The organism is Paraburkholderia sp. FW306-2-2C-D06C (assembly GCF_058781505.1).
The window spans coordinates 25,770-47,421 of the sequence record NZ_JBYSWU010000004.1 but is presented as its reverse complement, the minus strand read 5'-3'; the positions used below and the strand labels follow the sequence as shown (position 1 = coordinate 47,421).

Annotated in this window: 17 protein-coding genes and 2 tRNA genes; 14 read left to right on the top strand and 5 right to left on the bottom strand. The window is 62.7% G+C overall.

Annotated features, from left to right (window positions below; all coding sequences use genetic code 11):
- Positions 1-18: 18 nt before the first annotated feature.
- A complete protein-coding gene (locus AC3WLT_RS04280) occupies positions 19-771 on the top strand; it encodes an inositol monophosphatase family protein (RefSeq protein ID WP_492590678.1) in 753 nt (250 codons plus the stop codon).
- Between the two features lie 350 nt (positions 772-1,121).
- Here AC3WLT_RS04280 and AC3WLT_RS04275 read toward each other — a convergent pair.
- Positions 1,122-1,197: transfer RNA gene (locus AC3WLT_RS04275), tRNA-Lys, on the bottom strand.
- A gap of 203 nt (positions 1,198-1,400) precedes the next feature.
- On the opposite strand from AC3WLT_RS04275, the gene AC3WLT_RS04270 reads away from it, so the two are divergent.
- Together AC3WLT_RS04270 and AC3WLT_RS04265 are read left to right on the top strand one after the other, a co-directional pair.
- On the top strand, positions 1,401-1,805 hold the full coding sequence (locus tag AC3WLT_RS04270) for a PaaI family thioesterase (RefSeq protein ID WP_492590677.1): 405 nt from the start codon (positions 1,401-1,403) through the stop codon (positions 1,803-1,805).
- Positions 1,806-1,864: 59 nt separating this feature from the next.
- On the top strand, positions 1,865-2,740 hold the full coding sequence (locus tag AC3WLT_RS04265) for a patatin-like phospholipase family protein (RefSeq protein WP_492590676.1): 876 nt from the start codon (positions 1,865-1,867) through the stop codon (positions 2,738-2,740).
- Between the two features lie 78 nt (positions 2,741-2,818).
- Here AC3WLT_RS04265 and AC3WLT_RS04260 read toward each other — a convergent pair whose 3' ends face one another.
- A complete protein-coding gene (locus AC3WLT_RS04260) occupies positions 2,819-3,832 on the bottom strand; it encodes a D-2-hydroxyacid dehydrogenase family protein (protein ID WP_492590675.1) in 1,014 nt (337 codons plus the stop codon).
- Positions 3,833-4,207: 375 nt separating this feature from the next.
- On the opposite strand from AC3WLT_RS04260, the gene AC3WLT_RS04255 reads away from it, so the two are divergent.
- Positions 4,208-6,064: a phosphoenolpyruvate carboxykinase (GTP) gene (locus AC3WLT_RS04255; protein ID WP_492590674.1), complete on the top strand. Its 1,857-nt coding sequence runs from the start codon at positions 4,208-4,210 to the stop codon at positions 6,062-6,064.
- A 341-nt stretch (positions 6,065-6,405) separates the two neighbouring features.
- On the top strand, positions 6,406-7,506 hold the full coding sequence (locus tag AC3WLT_RS04250) for a LysR family transcriptional regulator (RefSeq protein WP_492590673.1): 1,101 nt from the start codon (positions 6,406-6,408) through the stop codon (positions 7,504-7,506).
- 173 nt (positions 7,507-7,679) lie between these two features.
- Here the strand turns inward: AC3WLT_RS04250 and AC3WLT_RS04245 are convergent, their stop codons facing one another.
- From AC3WLT_RS04245 to dprA, 3 genes are all read right to left on the bottom strand, one after another.
- Entirely contained in the window at positions 7,680-10,343 is a 2,664-nt protein-coding gene (locus tag AC3WLT_RS04245; protein ID WP_492590672.1) for a DNA topoisomerase III, read from the bottom strand.
- A gap of 252 nt (positions 10,344-10,595) precedes the next feature.
- Complete coding sequence (locus AC3WLT_RS04240; protein ID WP_492590671.1) at positions 10,596-10,973, bottom strand: thioredoxin family protein; 378 nt, start codon at positions 10,971-10,973, stop codon at positions 10,596-10,598.
- A gap of 90 nt (positions 10,974-11,063) precedes the next feature.
- Positions 11,064-12,245 carry a DNA-processing protein DprA gene (gene dprA / locus AC3WLT_RS04235; RefSeq protein WP_492590670.1) on the bottom strand — a complete coding sequence of 394 codons (1,182 nt, stop codon included), beginning with the start codon at positions 12,243-12,245 and terminating at the stop codon, positions 11,064-11,066.
- Between the two features lie 242 nt (positions 12,246-12,487).
- Here dprA and def point away from each other — a divergent pair, with 242 nt between their 5' ends.
- The 9 genes from def to AC3WLT_RS04190 all read left to right on the top strand — a co-directional run bounded on the left by def (position 12,488) and on the right by AC3WLT_RS04190 (position 21,327).
- Positions 12,488-12,991, top strand: a complete 504-nt coding sequence (gene def / locus AC3WLT_RS04230) for a peptide deformylase (protein WP_492590669.1) — start codon at positions 12,488-12,490, stop codon at positions 12,989-12,991.
- A gap of 31 nt (positions 12,992-13,022) precedes the next feature.
- Complete coding sequence (gene fmt, locus AC3WLT_RS04225; protein WP_492590668.1) at positions 13,023-14,012, top strand: methionyl-tRNA formyltransferase; 990 nt, start codon at positions 13,023-13,025, stop codon at positions 14,010-14,012.
- Between the two features lie 113 nt (positions 14,013-14,125).
- Positions 14,126-14,767, top strand: a complete 642-nt coding sequence (locus AC3WLT_RS04220; protein WP_492590667.1) for a LysE family translocator — start codon at positions 14,126-14,128, stop codon at positions 14,765-14,767.
- Positions 14,768-14,870: 103 nt separating this feature from the next.
- Positions 14,871-15,728 (top strand): zinc metalloprotease HtpX, encoded by an 858-nt coding sequence (gene htpX / locus AC3WLT_RS04215; RefSeq protein WP_492590666.1) that lies wholly within the window; start codon positions 14,871-14,873, stop codon positions 15,726-15,728.
- A gap of 297 nt (positions 15,729-16,025) precedes the next feature.
- Positions 16,026-17,465, top strand: coding sequence for a 16S rRNA (cytosine(967)-C(5))-methyltransferase RsmB (gene rsmB / locus AC3WLT_RS04210; protein WP_492590665.1), 1,440 nt, complete (start codon positions 16,026-16,028; stop codon positions 17,463-17,465).
- Entirely contained in the window at positions 17,462-18,061 is a 600-nt protein-coding gene (locus AC3WLT_RS04205) for a DUF4390 domain-containing protein (RefSeq protein ID WP_492590664.1), read from the top strand. Before rsmB ends, AC3WLT_RS04205 begins: the two co-directional genes overlap by 4 nt.
- Positions 18,051-20,465: a sensor histidine kinase gene (locus AC3WLT_RS04200; RefSeq protein WP_492590663.1), complete on the top strand. Its 2,415-nt coding sequence runs from the start codon at positions 18,051-18,053 to the stop codon at positions 20,463-20,465. Before AC3WLT_RS04205 ends, AC3WLT_RS04200 begins: the two co-directional genes overlap by 11 nt.
- A complete protein-coding gene (gene esaR, locus AC3WLT_RS04195; protein WP_492590662.1) occupies positions 20,466-21,155 on the top strand; it encodes a response regulator transcription factor EsaR in 690 nt (229 codons plus the stop codon). It abuts the gene before it with no gap.
- Positions 21,156-21,251: 96 nt separating this feature from the next.
- Positions 21,252-21,327: transfer RNA gene (locus AC3WLT_RS04190), tRNA-Phe, on the top strand.
- The last annotated feature ends 325 nt before the right edge of the window (positions 21,328-21,652 follow it).

The window sequence follows — 21,652 nt, the reverse complement described above, 5'->3', positions numbered from 1 at the left end:
ACTCTCCGGACGTTATCCATGGATTCATTGCATCAGCGCCTGGCGGTGGCCAGGCAGCTTGCGCGGGACGCCGGTGCGCTCGCGCTGTCGTTTCAGGAACGACTGAAGCGCGACGATCTCGTCATCGTCGAGAAGGGGCCGCAGGACTTCGTCAGCGAGGCTGACCGGGCAACCGAGCGGCTGATCCGCGACGTGCTGACTACGCAGTTTCCGGAAGACGGGTTTCTTGGCGAGGAAACCGGACGTACCGAAGGCCAGGCCGGCATGTGGATCGTTGATCCGATCGATGGGACCAGCAACTATCTGCGCCAGCACCGGCACTGGTGCGTGTCGATTGCCTACGTTGTCGCGGGCGAGCCGGTGCTCGGTGTGATTTTCGATCCGGTCAACGACGAGCTGTTTCATGCCTGCAAGGGCGAGGGGGCTTACCTGAACGGCGCGCGTCTGCAAGGCCGCAAGCTGCAGGCCGGGGCAGGGCTTGTGAATATCGGCTATTCGGCGCGTACGGCGTTGTCGACGTACCTGAGTACCATCGAACAGCTTTACCTGAAGGGCATCGAGCATCGTCGTCTCGGGTCGGCTGCGCTCGGTCTTGCGTATGTCGCGGCAGGCCGGTTCGATGGCTACGTCGAGGCGCATATCAACGCCTGGGATGTGATGGCCGGCGTGGTGATCGTGCGCGAGGCCGGGCTGCGGGTGGACCTGAAGCCGGTCAATAACGGCTACGCGATTCGCGCAGGGCTGCCGGGGCTGCTGGATTTGCTGCCGTAAATTCTTTCGAATGACCACGAGCGCGCTTGCGTCAGCACGCTCGACGGCGGTCCTGAAGCCTTTGAACTTGCCTCAGCGTAAGGCTGGAATCTGTCTACTGTTCCGAGGGAAGTCCAACCATAGGCCGAAGTGCCTACCGGACCCGGGGCTGCGCCAGGAGTGTTTGAACGCTAACAGGTTCTTGTCGTTGGCTGAATATTTCGGCGCGCTGCGCGCGGCTACATTTACCCAGCACGTCGACATGGATCGACATTGATTGATACAGACCCAAAATACCTGCACGGTGCCTACACGGAATCCAGAAAGCAAAAAGCCCAGTCACGAGGACTGGGCTAAGTGCTTGAATTTCTTGGTGGGGCGTGAGTGACTCGAACACTCGACCTACGGATTAAGAGTCCGCTGCTCTACCAACTGAGCTAACGCCCCCAACAGAAGCGAAATTATGCAGCAACTTTCCGGGATTGCCAAGGCCCTTTAGCAGATTTCTTAAAAAAATCTGCTAAAGGGCGCTCGAACATCTGCCTGGCAGACGCGCTGTCACTGACAACGCGCTGCGCTCAGCGTCCCGGTATCATGTCGCGGACACCATGCCGCGCGAAGCGTCGTGCGGCTCTCGACCGGGGACAGACATGAATGATAAAGAGATTCTCGAGTTGCTCGACCGCGTCCTCGCGCCGTGGGTGCGCACGCTCACGCTCACACCGGTCAAGGTCGGCGAAGAGGGCGCGACGCTGCGCCTGCCGTTTTCCGGCGAACTGCGTCACTCGGGCGGCGTGATCTGCGGTCAGGTCTTCATGGCGGCCGCCGATACGGCGATGATCGTCGCGATTGCGGCCGCGCTCGGCGGCTTCAAGCCTATGACCACGGTCTCGCTCAACATCAGTTTCATGCGCGCGGTCCGTAAGGGCGACGTGCTGATTACCGCGCGCGTATTGCGCATGGGCCGTAATCTGGTGTTCGGTGAAGTCGAGTTGCTCGATGAAACCGGCAACATGGCCGTCCACGCCACGACCACCTACGCGCTGCTCGACTAAAGCGACTCAATTCGACTTAAAACAACGCGCCGCACGCCGTATTAGGGGAAAAAGCCAAGATGTTCGATCAGGTCGTATTCGCCGGTGGCGGCAATCGTTGCTGGTGGCAGGCGGGATTCTGGGACGTCGTGCAGCCGGAGCTGCGTATCCGTCCGCGCGTCATCACCGGCATTTCGGCCGGCGCCGCCACCGCGTGCATGCTTTACACGCGCGATTCAGACTGGGTGATGCGCTATTACGAAGAGGCGCTGCGCCACAACACCCGCAACGCCTACTGGGGCAACCTGCTGCGCGGCGAATCGGTGTTTCCGCATTACCGCATCTACCGGCAGGCTCTGCTCGACATCTATGGCGACAAGTTTTCGACGCTCGCACAGGCGCCGGAAATCCGCATCGGCGTGTCGCATCTGCCGCGTTGGCTCGGCGCACGCAGCGCGGTCGCCGCGGGGCTGATCGCGTACAACATCGAAAAGTACGTGCGCAAGACGCTGCATCCGACGCTTGGTCAGACGCTCGGTTTCCGTCCGGAATTCGTGCGCGCGCAGGATTGCGCGACGGTCGAGGACCTCGCGGATCTGATCCTGCAATCGTCGAGTACGCCGCCGTTCACGCCGGTTCTGCGGCGCCACGGCCGGCCGGTGCTGGATGGCGGGATGGTCGACAACGTGCCGGTCGGCGCGCTCGATGCCGACGCGCCGGGCAACGTGCTGGTGATGGTCACGCGTCTTTATCCGCGTCCGCAGATGTTCGTCGTGCCGCATGGCGTGCAGCAACGGCTCTACGTGCAGCCCTCGCGCAAGGTGCCGATTTCGAGCTGGGATTACACGAGCCCCTCGCAGATGGTCCACGCGTACAACCTCGGCCGCACCGACGGCGAGACTTTCCTTGAACGCATGCCCGATCTGCGCGAAGCCGCCGCGCACGAAGCGCGCTGAGCGGCGGCGGCGCGGTTTCGTTTCGCCGTTTCTTTTCGTTGAGCGCCGCCGCGCGCAGGGCCCGAGCCCGCGCTTCGCTTAACGCCGCCGGCCGCCCTGCAACGCTTCCGGATTCGCCACGCTTGCCGTATCCCCGGCGTCGAAAGCCAGAATGTTCTTGAACGCCGCGGTGAAATACAACTCGTAGCTCTCGCGCTCGACATAGCCGATGTGCGGCGTGCAAATCACGTTTTCCATCCGCAGCAGACTGTAGCCCTGCAGAATCGGCTCGCTTTCGTAGACATCGATTGCGACCATCCCCGGACGGTTGTGCGACAGCGCATTGACCAGCGCATTTTCGTCGAGCAGTTCGGCCCGGCTCGTATTCACGAGCAACGCGGTCGGCTTCATCCGCATCAGGTCTTCCTGCTTGACGATGCCGCGCGTGTCGTCATGCAAACGCAGGTGCAGCGACAGCACATCGCTCTGCTCGAACAGCGCTTCGCGGCTTTCTGCGACGCCGAAGCCGTCGGCGCGAGCCGCTTCGCGCGAATGCTCGCGGCCCCAGATCAGCACATTCATGCCGAACGCCTTGCCGTATCCGGCAACCAGCCGCCCGATCTTGCCGTAACCCCAAATCCCCAGCGTCTGGCCGCGCAACACCTGGCCCAAACCGAAGTTCGGCGGTAATGCCGACGTCTTCAACCCCGACTGTTGCCAGGCCCCTTGCTTAAGGTTTGCCACGTATTGCGGAATCCGCCGTTGAGCGGCCATGATGAGTGCCCACGTCAGTTCGGCCGGCGCGATCGGCGAGCCGCTGCCTTCCAGCACGGCGATGCCGCGCTCGGTACACGCCTGCAGATCGATGTGGCTCGACACCTTGCCGGTTTGGCTGATCATGCGCAAACGAGGCAACTTATCGAGTAGTTGCGAGTTGATGCGAGTACGTTCGCGAATCAGGACGAGTGCGTCGACTTCGGAAAGACGGCTCGCCAGTTGGCCCAAGCCACGGACAGTGTTGTTGAAAACCTTGACCTCATGGTCGGCCAGCAATTGAAAGCAATCGAGCTTGCGAACGGCGTCCTGGTAATCGTCGAGGATGGCAATCTTCATGGTATGTGTCTTGCGGCGCACCATGACGGTGCGAAACGGAGTGTTATGCTGACTGTCCTACCATGTGACCCAGGTCACATGGTGGTCTGGATGGATGCCGTACCGTAATAGCTTCCGCGAAGAACGGCAGCACCACGGCAAGGCCGATTGACATCGTTTTTAACAGTTTGTTGCGTATTGATGCAAGCCGCTTTACAGACGGTTTCAGAAGGCTGTCGGCAAAAGCTTCCGCGCAACGGGCTGTGTGTGGCCCACGATAACCTGACCAATTGCGCGCGTTGTAAGAACGTCGGTGTGATGAATTGACCGCCTCTCGCGCGTAGCGTCGCTGGGCTTGTACTGTTTTTCTATTGCTTTCAAAACGGAGACAGGTCGATGAATCATTCCTCATTCGAAGGACAGCCCATCATCGAAGCGCCCGCCTGGGTCAAACACCGGAAATTGATCGATTGGGTCCAGCGTGTAGCAGCGTTGACCAAACCCGATCAGGTGGTCTGGTGCGACGGCTCGCAGGAGGAGTACGACCGCTTATGCGCGCAGATGGTCGAAGCCGGCACCCTCAAGAAGCTCAATCCCGCCAAACGTCCCAATTCCTATCTCGCGTGGTCCGATCCGTCCGATGTGGCGCGCGTCGAGGACCGCACCTTCATCTGCTCGCAGCGCCGTGAAGACGCCGGCCCGACCAACAACTGGATCGCCCCGGCCGAAATGCGCTCGACGCTCGACGGCCTGTTCGACGGCACCATGCGCGGCCGCACGATGTACGTGGTGCCGTTCTCGATGGGGCCGCTCGGTTCGCCGATCGCGCACGTCGGCATCGAGTTGAGCGACAGCCCGTATGTGGTGGCCAACATGCGCATCATGACGCGCATGGGCCGCAAGGTGTATGACGTGCTGGGCGAAGACGGCGAGTTCGTGCCGTGCGTGCATTCGGTCGGCGCACCGCTCGCTGCGGGCGCTAAAGACGTGCCGTGGCCGTGCAACAGCACCAAATACATCGTCCATTTCCCTGAGTCGCGGGAAATCTGGAGTTATGGCTCGGGTTACGGCGGCAATGCGCTGCTCGGCAAGAAGTGTTTCGCGCTGCGCATCGCGTCGACCATGGGCCGCGACGAAGGCTGGCTCGCCGAACACATGCTGATTCTCGGCGTGACCTCGCCGGAAGGGCGCAAGCATCACGTCGCCGCCGCGTTTCCGTCGGCTTGCGGCAAGACCAACTTCGCGATGCTGATTCCGCCGGAAGGCCTGAACGGCTGGAAAATCTCGACAATCGGCGACGACATCGCGTGGATCAAGCCGGGCAAGGACGGCCGCCTGTACGCGATCAATCCGGAAGCGGGCTATTTCGGCGTCGCGCCGGGCACCAGCGAGAAGACCAACTTCAACGCCATGGCCACACTGAAGGAAAACGTCATCTTCACGAACGTTGCGCTGACCGACGACGGCGACGTCTGGTGGGAAGGCATGACCGACGAACCGCCCGCGCACCTGATCGACTGGCAGCGCAAGGACTGGACGCCGGCGATCGCGAAGGAAAGCGGCCGCAAAGCGGCGCACCCGAACGCGCGCTTCACGGCGCCGGCCTCGCAATGTCCGTCGATCGATGCCGACTGGGAGAACCCGGCGGGCGTCGCGATCGACGCGTTCATCTTCGGTGGCCGCCGTTCGACCACCGTGCCGCTCGTTACCGAGGCGCGCAACTGGGTCGAAGGCGTCTACATGGCGGCGACCATGGGCTCCGAAACGACCGCGGCCGCCGCGGGGCAGCAGGGCGTCGTACGCCGCGACCCGTTCGCGATGCTGCCGTTCTGCGGCTACAACATGAGCGAGTACTTCGGTCACTGGCTCAAAACCGGTGAACGCCTGGAGAAATTGAACGCGAAGCTGCCGAAGATCTTCTGCGTGAACTGGTTCCGCAAGGGCGCGGACGGCAAGTTCGTCTGGCCGGGCTTTGGCGAGAACATGCGGGTGTTGAGCTGGATGGTCGGACGCATTGAAGGCTCGGCGTCAGGCGAGGAACACGCATTTGGCATTTCGCCGCACTATGAAGACATCGACTGGAGCGGGCTCGATTTCAGCCGCGGGCAATTCCAGCAGGTGATCTCGGTCGACGCCGCCGCCTGGCGCGATGAACTCGTTCTGCATGCCGAGTTGTTTGACACACTGCAGCAAGGGTTGCCACCGGCTTTGACTCAGACTAAAGCAGCCTTGGAGCGAAAACTCGTGGCCTGATCACGTGAGTGTTCACTTCGTATCAAAAGCCGCCTTCGGGCGGTTTTTGTTTTTTAATTCGACCCCCAAGGCATTTTTTCTGATTCAGCAACACTCGAGCGACCGTTGCGTCTGTTCGAACAAAAAAGACAGCGCAAGCTGCAGTGCAGCAGATTGTTGCCTTTCTGGGAACAATGAGCGTCCATGCCCCGCACTAGGGAACACAGTGGCACAAATATCGACAAAATTTCCGCTTTGACGGGCAACTTCTGCACGATTTTGCGAGTCGTAGGAGAATTCCAAGTTCGCTTCACTGGTTTTCACTAATTGTCAGGACGCTGTAACACGGCAGGAGTTGTCCTATGGATCATTTGCAGTCGATGCGAGTTTTCGTCAAAGTGGCGGATCTCGGCAGTTTTGCCCGCGCTGCAAGCGCGATGGATATTTCCAACGCAGTCGCGACCCGCCACGTTGCCGATCTCGAAGGCCGTCTTGGTACGCGGCTGCTCAATCGCACAACCCGCAGCTTGTCGCTGACGGAATCAGGTCAAGTTTATCTGGAGCGTGCGCGTCAGATTCTCGACGAACTGGAAGACGTCGAGCAGATGGTGGTCGCGCGAAATCATGAACCCGTCGGCACCTTGCGAATAGTTGCGCCGGTCGTGTTCGGGTTGCATAACCTGGCGCCGGTGCTCCAGACATATGCGGAGCGCTATCCGAAAGTCATTCCCGATGTCACGCTGGTGGACCGCCAGGTCGATCTGGTCGAAGAAGGCTTCGACGTCGGTGTGGTGATCGCGCGGCAGATGCGCAGCGCGAGCATCGTCACGCGGCGTTTGACCACCGGTTGCATGACGGTGTGCGCGACTCCCGCATACCTGGAAAAGCACGGCACGCCCACCCGTCCTGAGCATCTGCTCGAGCATCCGTGCCTGAGCTTGCCGTCTGAGTACTGGGGCGACGAGCGCGTGTTCACGGGGCCGGACGGCGAGGTGCGGGTGCGTCCGTCGAACGTGATCGTGGCGAACAACACGGAAATGCTGCGGCAGTTTGCGCTGCTCGGCATGGGCATCGCGATTCTGCCGAGCTATCTGATTGGCCGCGACATGACGCGCGGCAGGCTCGTGCGCCTGCTCGGCGATTACCGTTTGCCGCAGGTGGAGATCAACATTGCGTATCCGAGCCGCCGTCACTTGCCGGCGAAGGTGCGCACGTTCATCGATCACCTGGTCGATCATTTCAGCCAGACGCCGAACAGTCTGCTCGGCGAGCAGTGGATCAAGGACGGCCTGGTGCGTCCTGCCACGGCGGCCGCGGTGGATTCCACGGAGATGATGCCGCCGGAAGCCTTCGACGGCGCCGAGCCGCTGTCACGGCTCCTCGACAGCGAATTGTCGCCAGTGCCGAAGACCTTGGCGAAGACGTCGAATCGCCCGCGACCGACGGCTTTGTCGCCGTTGTGAGTTCGTCCTGGACGGGAAGCGCGGCGACAAACGCAGTCTGGCGGTAAATAAAAGGCGCAGTCACTTCAAGTGACTGCGCCTTTTTTATAGCGAGCGCGAAGCTGGCTGGACATGAACTGAATGCCGGCCACAGATTCCTGCGGCAGATTCTTGCTGGATTCCCCCAGCTTCAATTACGAGCCGGTCTTGCGCGCCGCCGCTTTCTTGGCGGGCGCCTTCTTGGCCGCGGCGGTCCTGGCAGCGGGCGCTTTCTTCGCAGCTGCCTTTTTTGCCGCGGGCGCCGCCTTCACTGCAACTGCCGCCTCTTCGTCATCCGCTTCCGGCGCCGCCTTGGCAGCTGATTTCGCCGCCGCAGTCTTCGCGGCGGTTTTCGCCGACGGTTCCTTCTTCTCGAACTCGAAGCCGATCTTGCCGTCGTTCTGCTTGACGAGGAACGCCTTGAAGTTGCGGCCGGTACGCGACGACTTGAAGTTCGTCAGCAGATCGGTGCGTCCTTCTTCCAGCAGTTTCGCCATTTGCTCGCGGGCGATTTCCTGCTGCAAGATCACTTTGCCCGAGCGGAAGTCGCACGTCTTCGGGTTCGCAACCGAGTTCTCGCAGACATAACTCATGCCGTGCTCGAACACGCGTCCTTTGCACTTCGGGCATGCGCCGACCGGCTGCTGGTCGGAGAAATCGGGCGGTTCGCCGTCTTCGCCGCCCGAATCCTGGCCGAAGTCGAATTCGAGCTTGTAGTTCTTGATCTCGTCGTCCAGCGAAAGCTTCAGGATTGCCGAGAACGGCCGGCCCATCTTGCTGCGGAAACCCGACAGCGGTCCGATCGTCTTGTTCTTCAACAACTCCTCGACTTCCTCGATTTCGAACTGGCGTCCGCCCGGAATCTTCGAAATGGAGAACTCGCACTTGGAGCACGCAAAGCGCCGGTAGTTTTCCTTCACCTGACCGCCGCAATTCGGACACGGCGTCTGCAACGTCGCGTAATCGCCCGGGATCGTGTCGGAATCGTATTCCTTCGCGCGCTTGACGATGGTTTGCGTCATGCGGGCGATTTCCTGCATGAACGCGTCGCGCGGCAGGTTGCCACGCTCCATTTGCGAGAGCTTGTATTCCCACTCGCCGGTCAGTTCCGGTGCGGTCAATTCCTTGACGCCGAGGCCGCGCAGCAGCGTCATCAGCTGGAATGCCTTGGCGGTCGGAATCAGATCGCGGCCTTCGCGGATCAGATACTTTTCGCCGAGCAAGCCTTCGATGATCGCAGCGCGCGTGGCCGGCGTGCCGAGACCCTTGGCCGCCATCGCTTCGCGCAGTTCGTCGTCTTCGACCAGCTTGCCCGCGCCTTCCATTGCCGACAGCAAGGTCGCTTCGTTGTAGCGTGCGGGCGGTTTGGTCACCAGTTGCTGTGCGGCGATCTTGTCGGTCTTGACCTTCTCGTTTTTCTGCACTGGCACGAGGTTCGCGTCTTCGCCACTGATTTCACGGCCGTAGACCTGCAACCAGCCCGGTTCGACCAGCACCTTGCCTTCGGTCTTGAAGTGATGGCCGACCACTTCCGTGATCCGTGTCGTCACCCGGTACTCGGCGGCCGGGAAGAACACCGACAGGAAGCGCTTCACGACCAGGTCGTACAGCTTCTGTTCCGGTTCGGACAGACTCTTCGGCGCTTGCAGCGTCGGGATGATTGCGAAGTGGTCGCTGATCTTCGAGTTATCGAAGATGCGCTTGTTCGGCTTTACCCAGCCCTTGTCGAGCACTTGCTTGGCGAACGGCAGATAGTTGTTGCTCTCCTTGAGCATGCCGAGTGTCTGCTTGACCGTCTCCATATAGTCTTCCGGCAGCGCGCGCGCGTCGGTCCGGGGATAGGTCAAGACTTTGTGCTTTTCGTACAGCGCCTGAGCCAGACCGAGCGTGTTCTTCGCCGAGAAGCCGAAGCGGCCATTGGCCTCGCGCTGCAAGCTGGTCAGATCGAAGAGCGCCGGCGACAGTTGCGTGGACGGCTTCGACTCTTCCGTCACCGTGCCGATCTGGCCGCGGCAGGCGGCGACGATTGTCTCGGCGGCGGGCAGCGCCCACAGACGCGAGTCGCGCTTTTCCGGATCGAACTCGTCACGCTTGAACTTGGGATCGAACCAGCGGCCTTCATAGAAGCCGGCTGCGCAGACGAACTCCGCCTTCACTTCCCAGTAGTCGCGCGGCACGAAGCGGCGAATTTTCTCTTCGCGCTCCACGACGATCGATAGCGTCGGCGTCTGCACCCGCCCAACCGTGGTCAGGAAGAAGCCGCCACCCTTGCTGTTGAACGCGGTCATGGCCCGCGTGCCGTTGATGCCGACCAGCCAGTCCGCTTCCGAACGGCAGCGTGCCGCGTCGGCGAGCGGCTGCATTTCTTCGTCGCTGCGCAGGCGGGCAAATCCTTCGCGAATCGCGGCCTGCGTCATGGATTGCAGCCACAGGCGTTGCACCGGCTGCCTGGCTTTCGCGTGCTGCGCGATCAGGCGGAAAATCAGCTCGCCTTCGCGCCCCGCGTCACATGCGTTGATCAGGCGTTCGACGTCTTTACGCTTGAGCAGCTTGGTCAGCACCTTCAGGCGCGACTCGCTTTTTGCGATCGGGTTAAGGTCGAAATGCGGCGGAATGACGGGTAGATTGGCGAAACTCCACTTGCCGCGCTTGACTTCATAATCTTCGGGCGCGGCGATTTCCAGCAGATGGCCGACTGCCGAAGAAAGGACGTAGTCGTCGCTTTCGTAGTATTCGTCATGCTTGGTAAAACCGCCCAAAGCGCGCGCGATGTCGTTCGCGACGGAAGGCTTTTCGGCGATGATCAGTGCTTTGGACATGACTCGATGTGAGGTTGGTAGATCCGGGTTGATGGCCTTGAGTGCGCGAAATTAGCGCGCGACCCTCGTTTGCGACCTTTGCGACCCAATAACGACCGCTTTATAGCACACGGCGCGAGAGCGGCGTGTCAAGTGCCATAAAAATGCGTGCCATCATAATTTCGTGCCCAGCGGTTGAGCAAGCCGTGGCGTGCGCGTTCGGGACAGCCTGCAGCGGCTGTCCCGCAAGGCTGTGCGGCCGGTTGCTGCGCGTCAGGCGACTGCCAGTGCGGGCCGTAATTTGGGCGCTCCGCTGATGCCGGGCACGGCCGTCAGGTCGACCAGCATTCGCTCGACAATCGCCGCCTGTGGCAAAACCGTGCCAAAAAAACGTGTCGTGACCGAGTCTTCAATCAGGATGGTCGGGAAATTCTCGACGTCCAGGTCATCGAAACGGTCGGCATGGGTTTCGATGTCGATCCATGCGAAGCAGATGTCCGGGCGCTTGTCCGCCAGTTGGTCGAAGACTTCCCGATAGTCACGGCAGGTTCCGCACCACTCCGCGCACAGGCAGGCAACGAACAGCGTGTCGGGTTCGTTGACGCGCTCGGCGATCCGGTCTTGGTCGGTGTCGAGATTCAGCGCGGGCATGATGGTTCCTTGCGTACTTTTGTCAGGTGCTTTGGCGCGAATGTAGCATGGCCGGTCGCGAGCCGCGGTCAATCCATGGTCGATGCAGGGTCAGCCGTAGCTTGCCCGCATGAAGCGACCGCCAGGCAGGACGGTCAGTTGGCCGGCGAGTTCGAGTTGCAGCAATGTGTTTTGCAATACTGCGCCCTCCATCTCGGTGCGGGTGGCAAGAATTTCAAGTGTGCTTGGCGCATGGCCGAGCGCGGCGAGCAATCGCTGACCTTCTGCGGTAATTGCTGGCCGAACGGCAGCTGACGCCGCTGCCGGTGGCGAATCCGCCTGAACCTCGCTATCCCGCTGCACAGACGGCGTGCAAACAGGCTTAGCCGTCGACGCTCTGGCGAAGCCGAGCTCCTCGAGCACCTCATCGGGCGTTTCGACCAGCTTGGCGCCTTGCTTGATCATCCGATGACAGCCGCGCGATAGCGGCGCGTGGATCGAGCCAGGCAGCGCAAAGATATCGCGCCCCATTTCGTTGGCGAGCCGCGCGGTGATCAGCGAGCCTGAGCGCATCGCTGCCTCCACGATCAACACGCCGCTGACGAGGCCGGCGATCAACCGGTTGCGCTGCGGGAAATTGGCGGCGCGCGCGGGCGTGCCGAGCGGCCATTCCGAGACGATCGCACCTCGCACCGCGATCTGCCGGGCCAGCGCGTGATGCGCCGACGGGTACACGAGGTCCGCCCCGGTGCCGATGACCGCCACCGTGCCGCCGGGACCTTCCAGGCCGCCGCGATGCGCGGCGCCGTCGATGCCGAGCGCCAGCCCCGACACAACTGTCACTCCCGCCACTGAAAGCTCACGCGCAAAACGCTCCGCGTCCTCCACACCTTGCGGCGTCGCGCTGCGGCTGCCCACCACGGCAATTGCCCGCGTATGCAGCAGATCGAGCCGGCCCTTTATATATAGCAACGGCGGTGGATCGGGCATGGTCAGCAGCGTGGGCGGGTAGGCGGGATCGTCGAGCGTTACCAGCTGATTGCCGGGCTGCTCGCGCCACGCAACCACTGCGGCAAGCTGTGCCTCGAAGTCGGGACTGGCCGGGGCCAGCACGGCGCGCGCGGCAGCCTCGCCGACGATGCTGGCGAGCGCCTCTGGCGATTGATCAAAGATCGCTTCGGGAAGTCCAAAAGCGCTCAGAAGCAAACGTAGCGCGGCCGGTTTCAGCCCCGGCGCGAGCGATAGCCGCAGCCAGGCGGCGAGTTCAATATGGGTTGCGGGCAACGTGTGCATTGCGGTCGATCCTCCTACAGGGCCAGCGGGCAGGCGGGCGCCATGCTAAAATTTTCATCATCCGAAATAACCGCAGCGCCGCGCCCACCCGCGCGGGCTCGTCGTCTAGCGCAAGTGGCGCGTTGAATCGAACCGGTTCGACACCATCTATCCTGTGCGTAACGCGACGGGCTCACAACCTGGCCGAATGGCCAACGCGAACCTTCCACCGGCCAGCGGCGCCTGAAATCAACTTCAAGATCATGGCTTTACTGAACATCCTCAATTACCCGGACAAACGGCTGCACAAGATCGCGAAGCCGGTCGAAGCGGTCAACGACCGCATCCGCCGCCTCGTCGCCGACATGGCCGAAACGATGTACGCCGCGCCCGGCGTCGGCCTTGCCGCGACTCAGGTGGACGTGCATGAGCGCGTGGTCGTGATCGACGTGTCGGACGCGCACGACGAACTGCTCGTCTTCATCAACCCGGAAATCATCTGGTCGAGCGACGAGCGGAAGCTTTCGGAAGAAGGCTGCTTGTCGGTGCCGGGCATTTACGACAACGTGGAGCGCGCCGAGAAAGTGCGAGTGCGGGCGCTGAACGAGAAGGGCGAGACCTTCGAGATGGGCTGCGAAGGGCTGCTCGCGGTCTGCATCCAACACGAAATGGATCACCTGATGGGCCGCGTGTTCGTCGAGTACCTGTCGTCGCTGAAGCAGACGCGTATCAAGAGCAAGATGAAGAAGCTCGCCCACGCGATGTAATTCGCGTCCATTTCGCCTACTGCTCCCGTTCATGAGTCATTCGTTGCGCGTCATCTTTGCCGGTACGCCGGAGTTCGCCGCGGCCGCACTGGCCGCGATCCACAGCGCCGGTTTTCCGGTACCGCTCGTGCTGACCCAACCCGACCGGCCCGCCGGACGCGGAATGAAATTGCAGGCGAGCCCGGTAAAGCGCTATGCGCAGGAGCATGGCCTTGCCGTCGCGCAGCCGCCGTCGCTGCGCCGCGCCGGCAAGTACCCGGCCGAAGCCGCAGCCGCGATCGACCTGCTGCGCGCCACGCCGCACGACGTGATGGTGGTGGCCGCGTACGGCCTGATCCTGCCGCAGGAAGTGCTGGATATCCCGTCGCATGGCTGCATCAATATTCACGCATCGCTGTTGCCGCGCTGGCGCGGCGCCGCGCCGATCCATCGGGCAATTGAAGCGGGCGACGCGCAAACCGGCATCACGCTGATGCAGATGGACGTCGGCCTCGACACCGGCGCGATGATTTCCGAAGCGCGCACGCTGATTTCCGACGACGACACCACCGCCACCTTGCACGACCGGCTTGCGCAGGACGGTGCGAAGCTGATCGTCGACGCGCTGAGCGAACTCGAGCGCAACGGCAAGCTGCCGGCGACGCCGCAACCCGCGGACGGCGCGACTTACGCGGAAAAGATCGGCAAGCACGAAGCCGCGCTCGACTGGCGACGGCCGGCCGCCGTTCTTGCGCGCCAGGTCCGTGCATTCGACCCGTTCCCCGGCGGCGTGGCCACGCTGGAAGACGGCACGTCGATCAAGATCTGGGCAGCCGTGCCGGCACAAACGCAAGGCAATGGCGGCATTCCCGGCACGATTACCGATGTGTCGCCCGAAGGCGTTGTAGTGGCCTGCGGGGAAGGCGCGCTGCGTCTCACGCAATTGCAGAAACCCGGCGGCAAGCGCTTGCCGGTACGCGAATTTCTGGCCGGCGCGACGCTGGCCGCGGGGCAGCGTTTCCAGCTTCCCGAAGCACAATAACAGCGATGCGCGCGTCCTGAACATCGTCCGTTCGGCCGATGTTCGGCGCCCCCGCCGCACGCCTGCGGCGCGTTAGAATCCTCCATGCAACGGCCCAGTTTTCGAGGATTTCCATGTTCGGCATCACCCATTTCGAGTTTTTCGTCGTCGCCGTTTTTTTGTTGAACGTGACACCCGGGCCCGATACGGCCTATATCGTCGGGCGCAGTGTCGCGCAGGGGCGCGGGGCGGGTCTGATGTCGGCGCTCGGTATCTCCGCCGGATGCTGCGTCCATTCGCTTGCCTGCGCGTTCGGCTTGACGGCGCTGCTGGCCGCGTCGACCACCGCTTTCACCGTGATCAAGTTTGTCGGCGCGATTTATCTGATTTATCTGGGCGTGCGGCTGATTTTCGCGAAGCCCGCGGCAGACGAGGCGGCGTGCAAAGCGCGTGCGGCGGGCGCGCCGAAGTCGCTGCGTCAGCTGTTCCTGCAAGGCTTCTGGACCAACGTGCTGAACCCGAAGGTGGTGCTGTTCTTCGTCTCTTTCTTCCCGCAGTTCGTGACGACCGGCAGCGACCACAAAGCGCTCGCGTTCCTCACGCTCGGCGTTGTGTTCGTCGTGATGAGCATGATCTGGAACAGTTTCGTCGCGTGGATCGCCGGAAGCGTGACGCGGCGTTTCTCCGGCAAACCGTCAGTGAAGAAGTGGCTGGATCGCGGCGTTGGCAGCGCATTCGTCGGCTTGGGCGTCAAGCTCGCCACCGCATCAAGATGATTGAATTTTCCTCGCGCACCCATATCTAACAGTTCGCTTACAATCAGGCGCCGCCATGACGCGGCGCAGATATGAACCCGCGTTAGGGCAAGGAGTTGCAGACATGTTCAATTGGGTCAAAACCGCGATGTTGATGGCCGCGATCACGGCCCTTTTCATCGTGATCGGCGGGATGATCGGCGGGTCGCGCGGCATGACGATCGCGCTCGTGATCGCCCTCGGAATGAATTTCTTTTCGTACTGGTTCTCGGACAAGATGGTCCTGCGCATGTATAACGCGCAGGAAGTGGACGAGACGAGCGCGCCGCAGTTTTACCGGATGGTGCGCGATCTCGCCACCCGCGCTGGCTTGCCGATGCCGCGCGTCTACCTGATCAACGAAGACGCGCCGAACGCGTTCGCCACCGGCCGCAATCCGGAGCACGCGGCGGTCGCGGCCACCACGGGTATCCTGCGCGTGCTGTCCGAGCGCGAGATGCGCGGCGTGATGGCGCACGAACTGGCGCACGTGAAGCACCGCGACATCCTGATCTCGACCATCTCCGCGACGATGGCGGGCGCCATTTCCGCGTTGGCGAACTTCGCGATGTTCTTCGGTGGCCGCGACGAAAACGGCCGTCCGACGAATCCGATCGCGAGCATTGCAGTCGCGTTGCTCGCGCCGATCGCCGGCGCGCTGATCCAGATGGCGATTTCGCGCGCACGTGAATTCGAAGCGGACCGTGGTGGCGCGCAGATTTCCGGCGACCCGCAAGCGCTGGCTTCGGCGCTCGACAAGATCCATCGTTACGCGAGCGGCATTCCGTTCCCCGCAGCCGAACAGCATCCTGCCACCGCGCAGATGATGATCATGAATCCGCTGTCGGGCGGCGGTATCGCGAATCTGTTCTCGACGCACCCGGCCACGGAGGAACGCATCGCGCGGTTGATGGAAATGGCGCGCACCGGGCGCTTCGAATAACGGATAACGGTGCGCGGCGCCGATGGCGAGGCGCGAACGGCGAGGCGCGCGCGCCGTGTGATGAAAGGCGAGTCCGCGGGCTCGCCTTTTTTATGAAGCGGAGAAAATTGCGCGCGAGAGCGGCGGCGCCGCCGGATACAAGCGATGTGAAGGCCTGTCACGCCGGCAGCAGGTTCTCGGGCCATACGCGCTGGTTGCCGCGGCCCGGCCGTCCTGCCGCAGAGGCCCCCGCGCTGCACCACGCTACAATGTGTTGTTTGCGTCGCGCGCTCCGCGCGGCCTGCCTTTGCCTCTTTCATGATCCCAAAGCCTTTTTCGCGTTCTGCTTCCCAATCGGCGCGCCCGCGCGAATCACGTCTGTCGGTGATGCATCTCGCGCCCGAATCGCTCGGTTTTGCGCTCGACTGCGCAGGCCAGGCCGTCGGCGCCGTGCGCCTCGGCGCGGCGTTGCCGGCCGCCCTGCAATCCGTGTTCGTGTCCGCGCCTGAAGGCAACGCCGCCGCTGCGCGCGGCGCAGTGCAGGACATCGCGTATCGCACGATGCGACGTCTGGCTACTGTCGAATGGCTGATCGCGAAGCTGGTAAAGAAGGCGCCGCCTCCACACGTCGGCCACGTGCTCGCCTGTGCGCTCGCCTTGCTCGTCGACGATGAAGCGAGCGCTGCTTACGCGCCGTTCACCGTCGTCGATCAGGCTGTCAGCGCAATCGCTGCGCGTCGTGAATTCGCGTTTGCGAAAGGACTCGTCAACGCCGTGCTGCGTAATTTCTTACGCGAGCGTGAGACGCTGCTCAGCGCATTGCAGGCCGACGAAGTGGCGCGCTGGAATTACCCCGCGTGGTGGATCGACGCAGTCAAGCGCGCATGGCCCGACGCGTGGCAAGCGGTGCTCGCCTCCGGCAACACGCAAGGTCCGCTGACGTTGCGCGTGAACGCGCGCCGCTCGACAGTCGATGCCTATCTGCAAGTGCTGCAGGATCATCACATCGCCGCGAGCCGAGCCGGCGACTACGCGGTCAAGCTGGCCACGCCGATGCCGGTCGACCGTATCCCCGGCTTCAACGACGGCGTCGTGTCCGTGCAGGATGCCGGCGCGCAACTCGCGGCGCAACTGCTCGGCGTGCGCGACGGCATGCGCGTGCTCGATGCGTGCGCGGCGCCTGGCGGCAAGACTGGTCATTTGCTGGAACTGGCCAACCTCCAGCTCATCGCGCTCGAAAGCGACGCGTCGCGCGCGCGCCGCATCGGTGAAAATTTGCAGCGGCTCAAGCTGGACGCGGAAGTACGCATCGGCGACGCGGGCCAGCCGTCAAAATGGCATGACGACATCGACCAGCCGTTCGACCGCATTCTCGCCGATGTGCCGTGCTCGGCGTCGGGCATCGTGCGGCGTCATCCGGATATTCGCTGGCTGCGCCGCGCGTCGGATATTCCCGCGCTGGTCGCCGAACAGCGCCGCATTCTCGACGCGCTGTGGCCGCTCGTGAAGCCAGGCGGCGAGTTGCTCTACGTTACGTGCTCGATCTTCCCCGAAGAAGGCGAGTTGCAGGCGCAGTGGTTTGGAGACAAATACCAGGATGCGGTACGATTGGACGCGCCGGGGCAACTTTTACCCGCAGTTGCCCGCGCGCCCGCCGACACATCGGCCGGTTCCCATGCCGGACACGCCGCTGAAGATGGCGCCGGCTCGAACTCAGACCACGACGGATTTTTCTACGCGCGCTTTCAGAAACGGTGACCATCAAACGCTTCTTCCCGCTTCGGCTCGCAGCCGTGCTCTGGATCGCGCTGGCCGTATGGCTTGCCGCACCGGGCGCGGCGCACGCTGACCCGATCGCGGTGCAGCGTGCGTCGCTGCAGGCCGACAATACCGGCTGGAGCCTGGACGCGCGCTTCGACTTCGATCTGAACAGCAACCTCGAAGACGCGGTCAATAAAGGCATTCCGCTTTATTTCACGACCGATTTCGAGTTGAGCCGGCCGCGTTGGTACTGGTTCGACGAGCAACCGGTGAGTGTGTCGCAGAGCATTCGGCTGTCGTTTCAGCCGCTCACGCGTGAGTACCGCGTGTCGAGCGTGTCGTCGGGCGGTTTGCAGCTCGGCTTCACGACGCTCAAGGACGCGCTCGCGGTGATCAAGCACGTCACCTCGTGGCATGTGATCGACCGCAATCAGGTGCATGCCGGCGAGACTTACAATGCCTCCGTGCGCATGCAACTCGACATCGCGCTGATGCCCAAGCCGTTCCAGATCGACGCGGTGAACAACCGCGACTGGAATCTCTCTTCGGAGTGGAAGCGCTTTACCTTCACGGTGACCGAACGTGCTAAATAGAGTGCGCCGAGCCACCAGTGTCAGCAGCATCGTCGTGCGCGTGCTGGTGTCGACGGTCGCCGTGACGGCCGTGTTGCTGCTCGTCCTGCTGGCGGCGGCGAGCGCGAATACCGAATTCTTCGACCGCTATTACCAGTGGCTGTATGCGGCCAACCTCGCGGTCGCGATGATCTTCCTGCTGGTGGTGGCCACGCTCGTCATCATCATCATCGCGCGGCTACGGAAGGGTAAGTTCGGCACCAGGCTGTTAGCGAAGCTCGCGTTCTTCATGGCGCTGGTCGGCGTGGTGCCGGGCGGGATCATTTACGTCGTGTCGTATCAGTTCGTGTCGCGCAGTATCGAGTCGTGGTTCGACGTGAACGTCGAAACCGCGCTGACCTCGGGCCTGAATCTCGGCCGCGGCATGCTCGACGCGTCGCTGTCCGATCTGCAGACCAAGGGCCGTTTGATGTCCGAACAGCTGGCGAGCGCGGACGCGGCCGGCACGACGCTCACGCTACTGCGTTTGCGCGATCAGTTCGGCGTGCAGGACGCGACGATCGTCGAACCCACCCGCAGCATGTCGGGCGCGACGCCGGACATGCACGTGGTCGCACAGGCGTCCAGCAATTTCGCGACGCTCTTGCCGAACGACTTGCCCACGCCGTTGATGATCGATCAGGCGCGCGGCCGCGGTTTCGCCGCGATCGAAGGCGAGGTGGACGGCGATCCGCACGCGCACGGCAGCAAGGGCGCGTTGAGGCTGCGCGTCGTGCAGCGTATTCCTGATTCGAACGCGGCGCTGCTGCAACCCACCGAACGGTTCCTGCAACTCACGCAGCCGGTGTCGCCCTCGCTCGCACGCAATGCCGATGCAGTGCAGCGCGCGTATCGCGAGTATCAGGAGAAGGCGCTGGGCCGCACCGGCTTGCGCAAGATGTACATCGGCACGCTGACGCTCGCGCTGTTCCTCGCCACCTTCATCGCGATGATGCTGGCGCTCGCGCTCGGCAATCAGCTTGCGCGGCCGTTGTTCCTGCTCGCGCAGGGCACCAAGGAAGTGACCGAAGGCGACTACACGCCGAAGCGCGAAATCAAGTCGCGCGACGAACTGGGCTTCCTCACGCAGTCGTTCAACGCGATGACGCGGCAGTTGTCCGAAGCGCGCGCGGCGGTCGAGAACAACCGTATCGCGCTCGAGCATTCGAAGGCCTATCTGGAAAGCATTCTCGCGAACCTGACGGCGGGCGTGTTCGTGTTCGACCGGCAGTTCCGCCTCACCACCGCGAACCGCGGCGCCGAGCGGATCTTCCGCCAGCAGTTCCAGGAGGTGTTGGGTTCGGCGCTCGAGCAGATCGGCGTGTTGAGCGAATTCGGCGGCATGGTGCGCAAGGCCTTTGCCGATCGCGAGGCCGCGAGCGGCGACGGTCACGACGACCGCGGCCACTGGCAGCAGCAGTTCTCGGTGCAGGTGCCGGGCGAAACGGAACCGCTCACCTTGCTCGTGCGGGGCGCGCGCCTTGTGTCCGCCACCGAACGCGACGCCGAAGACATGCAGACCTCGGGCTACGTCGTCGTGTTCGACGACATCTCCGACGTGATCTCGGCACAGCGTTCGATCGCGTGGGGTGAGGTCGCGCGGCGCCTCGCGCATGAGATCAAGAATCCGCTCACGCCGATCCAGCTTTCGGCCGAGCGCTTGCAGATGAAGCTCGCCGACAAGCTCTCGCCGTCGGATGCCGATGTGCTCAAGCGCGGCGCGACCACGATCGTCAACCAGGTCGCGGCAATGAAGCAGATGGTCGACAATTTCCGCGACTATGCGCGTACGCCGCCGGCGGTGCTTGCGCATCTGCAGCTGAACGATCTGGTCAGCGAAGTGCTCACGCTGTACGGTATCGAGGAAGGCAAGAGCTCGATTCAGGTGGAGCTCGCGGAGTTGCCGGTGATCCGCGGCGACGCGACGCAATTGCGTCAGGTGATTCACAACCTGCTGCAGAACGCGCAGGATGCAGTGGCCGACGTCGAGCAACCACGTGTCTTGCTCGAGACGAGGACAGTAGAATACGGAGACCCCGACGCGGAAGGCAAGGTGCGCGTCGCGGTGCGTCTGACAGTGTCGGATAACGGGCCGGGCTTCCCCGCGCGTATCCTCACACGTGCATTCGAGCCTTACGTGACGACCAAGGCCAAAGGTACGGGCATCGGTCTCGCGATGGTCAAGAAGATCGTCGACGAACACGGCGCGCGGATCGATATTCGCAACCGCATGAAAGCGGGTGATGTGATCGAAGGCGCGCAGATTTCGATCCTCTTCCTTCAACTGGCAGACGATGCCGCGGCGCCTGAAGCGGGGCCGCGGGCGGCGCACGGCGGTGCGTCGCAGGGAACGACAAAAGCAACAGTGCAGACAAGGGCAGCGTAAATGGCAACCATCCTGGTGGTAGATGATGAAATGGGCATCCGGGAATTGCTCTCGGAGATCCTGAGCGACGAGGGGCATGTCGTAGAGGCTGCGGAAAACGCGCAGGAAGCGCGCGACTTCCGTTTGCGCCAGGCGCCCGATCTGGTATTGCTCGACATCTGGATGCCCGATACCGACGGCGTGACGTTGCTCAAGGAGTGGGCCGCGCAAGGGCAACTGACAATGCCGGTGATCATGATGTCCGGCCACGCGACTATCGATACAGCGGTCGAAGCGACCAAGATCGGCGCGCTCAATTTTCTCGAGAAGCCGATTGCGTTGCAGAAGCTGTTGAAGGCCGTCGAGCAAGGGCTGGCGCGTGGCAATGCGGCGAGCGCGCCAGGCGGCGCGGCAGTCAAGCCGGCCTTGCCGACGAACGCGTCGGCAGTGGCGTCGGCGGCGGCGTTGCCGATGCTGTCGGCCGACGGCATGAGCAGCGGCGCATTGGCGGCGCAAACAGCATCGATCTCGTTCGATATCCCGCTGCGCGACGCACGCGACGCGTTCGAGCGCGCGTACTTCGAATATCACCTCGCGCGCGAGAACGGCAGCATGACGCGCGTGGCGGAGAAGACCGGTCTGGAGCGCACGCACCTGTATCGCAAGCTCAAGCAACTCGGTGTGGATCTCGGCAAGAATAAAGGGGAGTGAAGGGTCGCGCACTGCGCGCTGATTTCGCCCCGGCAGATTTTTTCGGGAAGGGGCTTGCCGTGCTGCTGACCCTTTGATATGATTTCGTTCTTCGTTGGCCCGGTAGCTCAGTTGGTAGAGCAGCGGATTGAAAATCCGCGTGTCGATGGTTCGATTCCGTCCCAGGCCACCAGGATTCAGCCCCAGGAAATCGCAAGATTCCTGGGGCTTTTCCTTTTCTGACGGGCTTTCATTGCTTCCGGCTTGTGCGCATGACGCGGGCGCGGTGCGCCCGGCGACGTTCGGCGGCGCGTGATAAAATCGCGACAGTTCAAGGACTTGCACATGAGCGTGTCGCCTGAATGCCGGCTGGGTGCCAACCGGGTGCCGCCGCGTCAGGCAAGTCCTTTCGCTTTTCTGGAGCGGGCCTTCCGAGGCTTCCCAGTCGCAAAAGCCGGGGCTCGCAACAGACGCCGAACCCATCGCCCGACGATTAACGGTATAAGCGCCCAGCGACT

What these genes read in the sequence shown, in the direction of transcription:
- def (WP_492590669.1), top strand. Translation starts at nt 12,488, where the DNA reads ATGGCTTTACTGAACATCCTCAATTACCCGGACAAACGGCTGCACAAG.
- dprA (WP_492590670.1), bottom strand. Translation starts at nt 12,245, where the DNA reads ATGCACACGTTGCCCGCAACCCATATTGAACTCGCCGCCTGGCTGCGG.
- AC3WLT_RS04270 (WP_492590677.1), top strand. Translation starts at nt 1,401, where the DNA reads ATGAATGATAAAGAGATTCTCGAGTTGCTCGACCGCGTCCTCGCGCCG.
- AC3WLT_RS04220 (WP_492590667.1), top strand. Translation starts at nt 14,126, where the DNA reads ATGTTCGGCATCACCCATTTCGAGTTTTTCGTCGTCGCCGTTTTTTTG.
- fmt (WP_492590668.1), top strand. Translation starts at nt 13,023, where the DNA reads ATGAGTCATTCGTTGCGCGTCATCTTTGCCGGTACGCCGGAGTTCGCC.
- rsmB (WP_492590665.1), top strand. Translation starts at nt 16,026, where the DNA reads ATGATCCCAAAGCCTTTTTCGCGTTCTGCTTCCCAATCGGCGCGCCCG.
- AC3WLT_RS04280 (WP_492590678.1), top strand. Translation starts at nt 19, where the DNA reads ATGGATTCATTGCATCAGCGCCTGGCGGTGGCCAGGCAGCTTGCGCGG.
- AC3WLT_RS04255 (WP_492590674.1), top strand. Translation starts at nt 4,208, where the DNA reads ATGAATCATTCCTCATTCGAAGGACAGCCCATCATCGAAGCGCCCGCC.
- AC3WLT_RS04240 (WP_492590671.1), bottom strand. Translation starts at nt 10,973, where the DNA reads ATGCCCGCGCTGAATCTCGACACCGACCAAGACCGGATCGCCGAGCGC.
- AC3WLT_RS04260 (WP_492590675.1), bottom strand. Translation starts at nt 3,832, where the DNA reads ATGAAGATTGCCATCCTCGACGATTACCAGGACGCCGTTCGCAAGCTC.
- htpX (WP_492590666.1), top strand. Translation starts at nt 14,871, where the DNA reads ATGTTCAATTGGGTCAAAACCGCGATGTTGATGGCCGCGATCACGGCC.
- esaR (WP_492590662.1), top strand. Translation starts at nt 20,466, where the DNA reads ATGGCAACCATCCTGGTGGTAGATGATGAAATGGGCATCCGGGAATTG.
- AC3WLT_RS04245 (WP_492590672.1), bottom strand. Translation starts at nt 10,343, where the DNA reads ATGTCCAAAGCACTGATCATCGCCGAAAAGCCTTCCGTCGCGAACGAC.
- AC3WLT_RS04250 (WP_492590673.1), top strand. Translation starts at nt 6,406, where the DNA reads ATGGATCATTTGCAGTCGATGCGAGTTTTCGTCAAAGTGGCGGATCTC.
- AC3WLT_RS04265 (WP_492590676.1), top strand. Translation starts at nt 1,865, where the DNA reads ATGTTCGATCAGGTCGTATTCGCCGGTGGCGGCAATCGTTGCTGGTGG.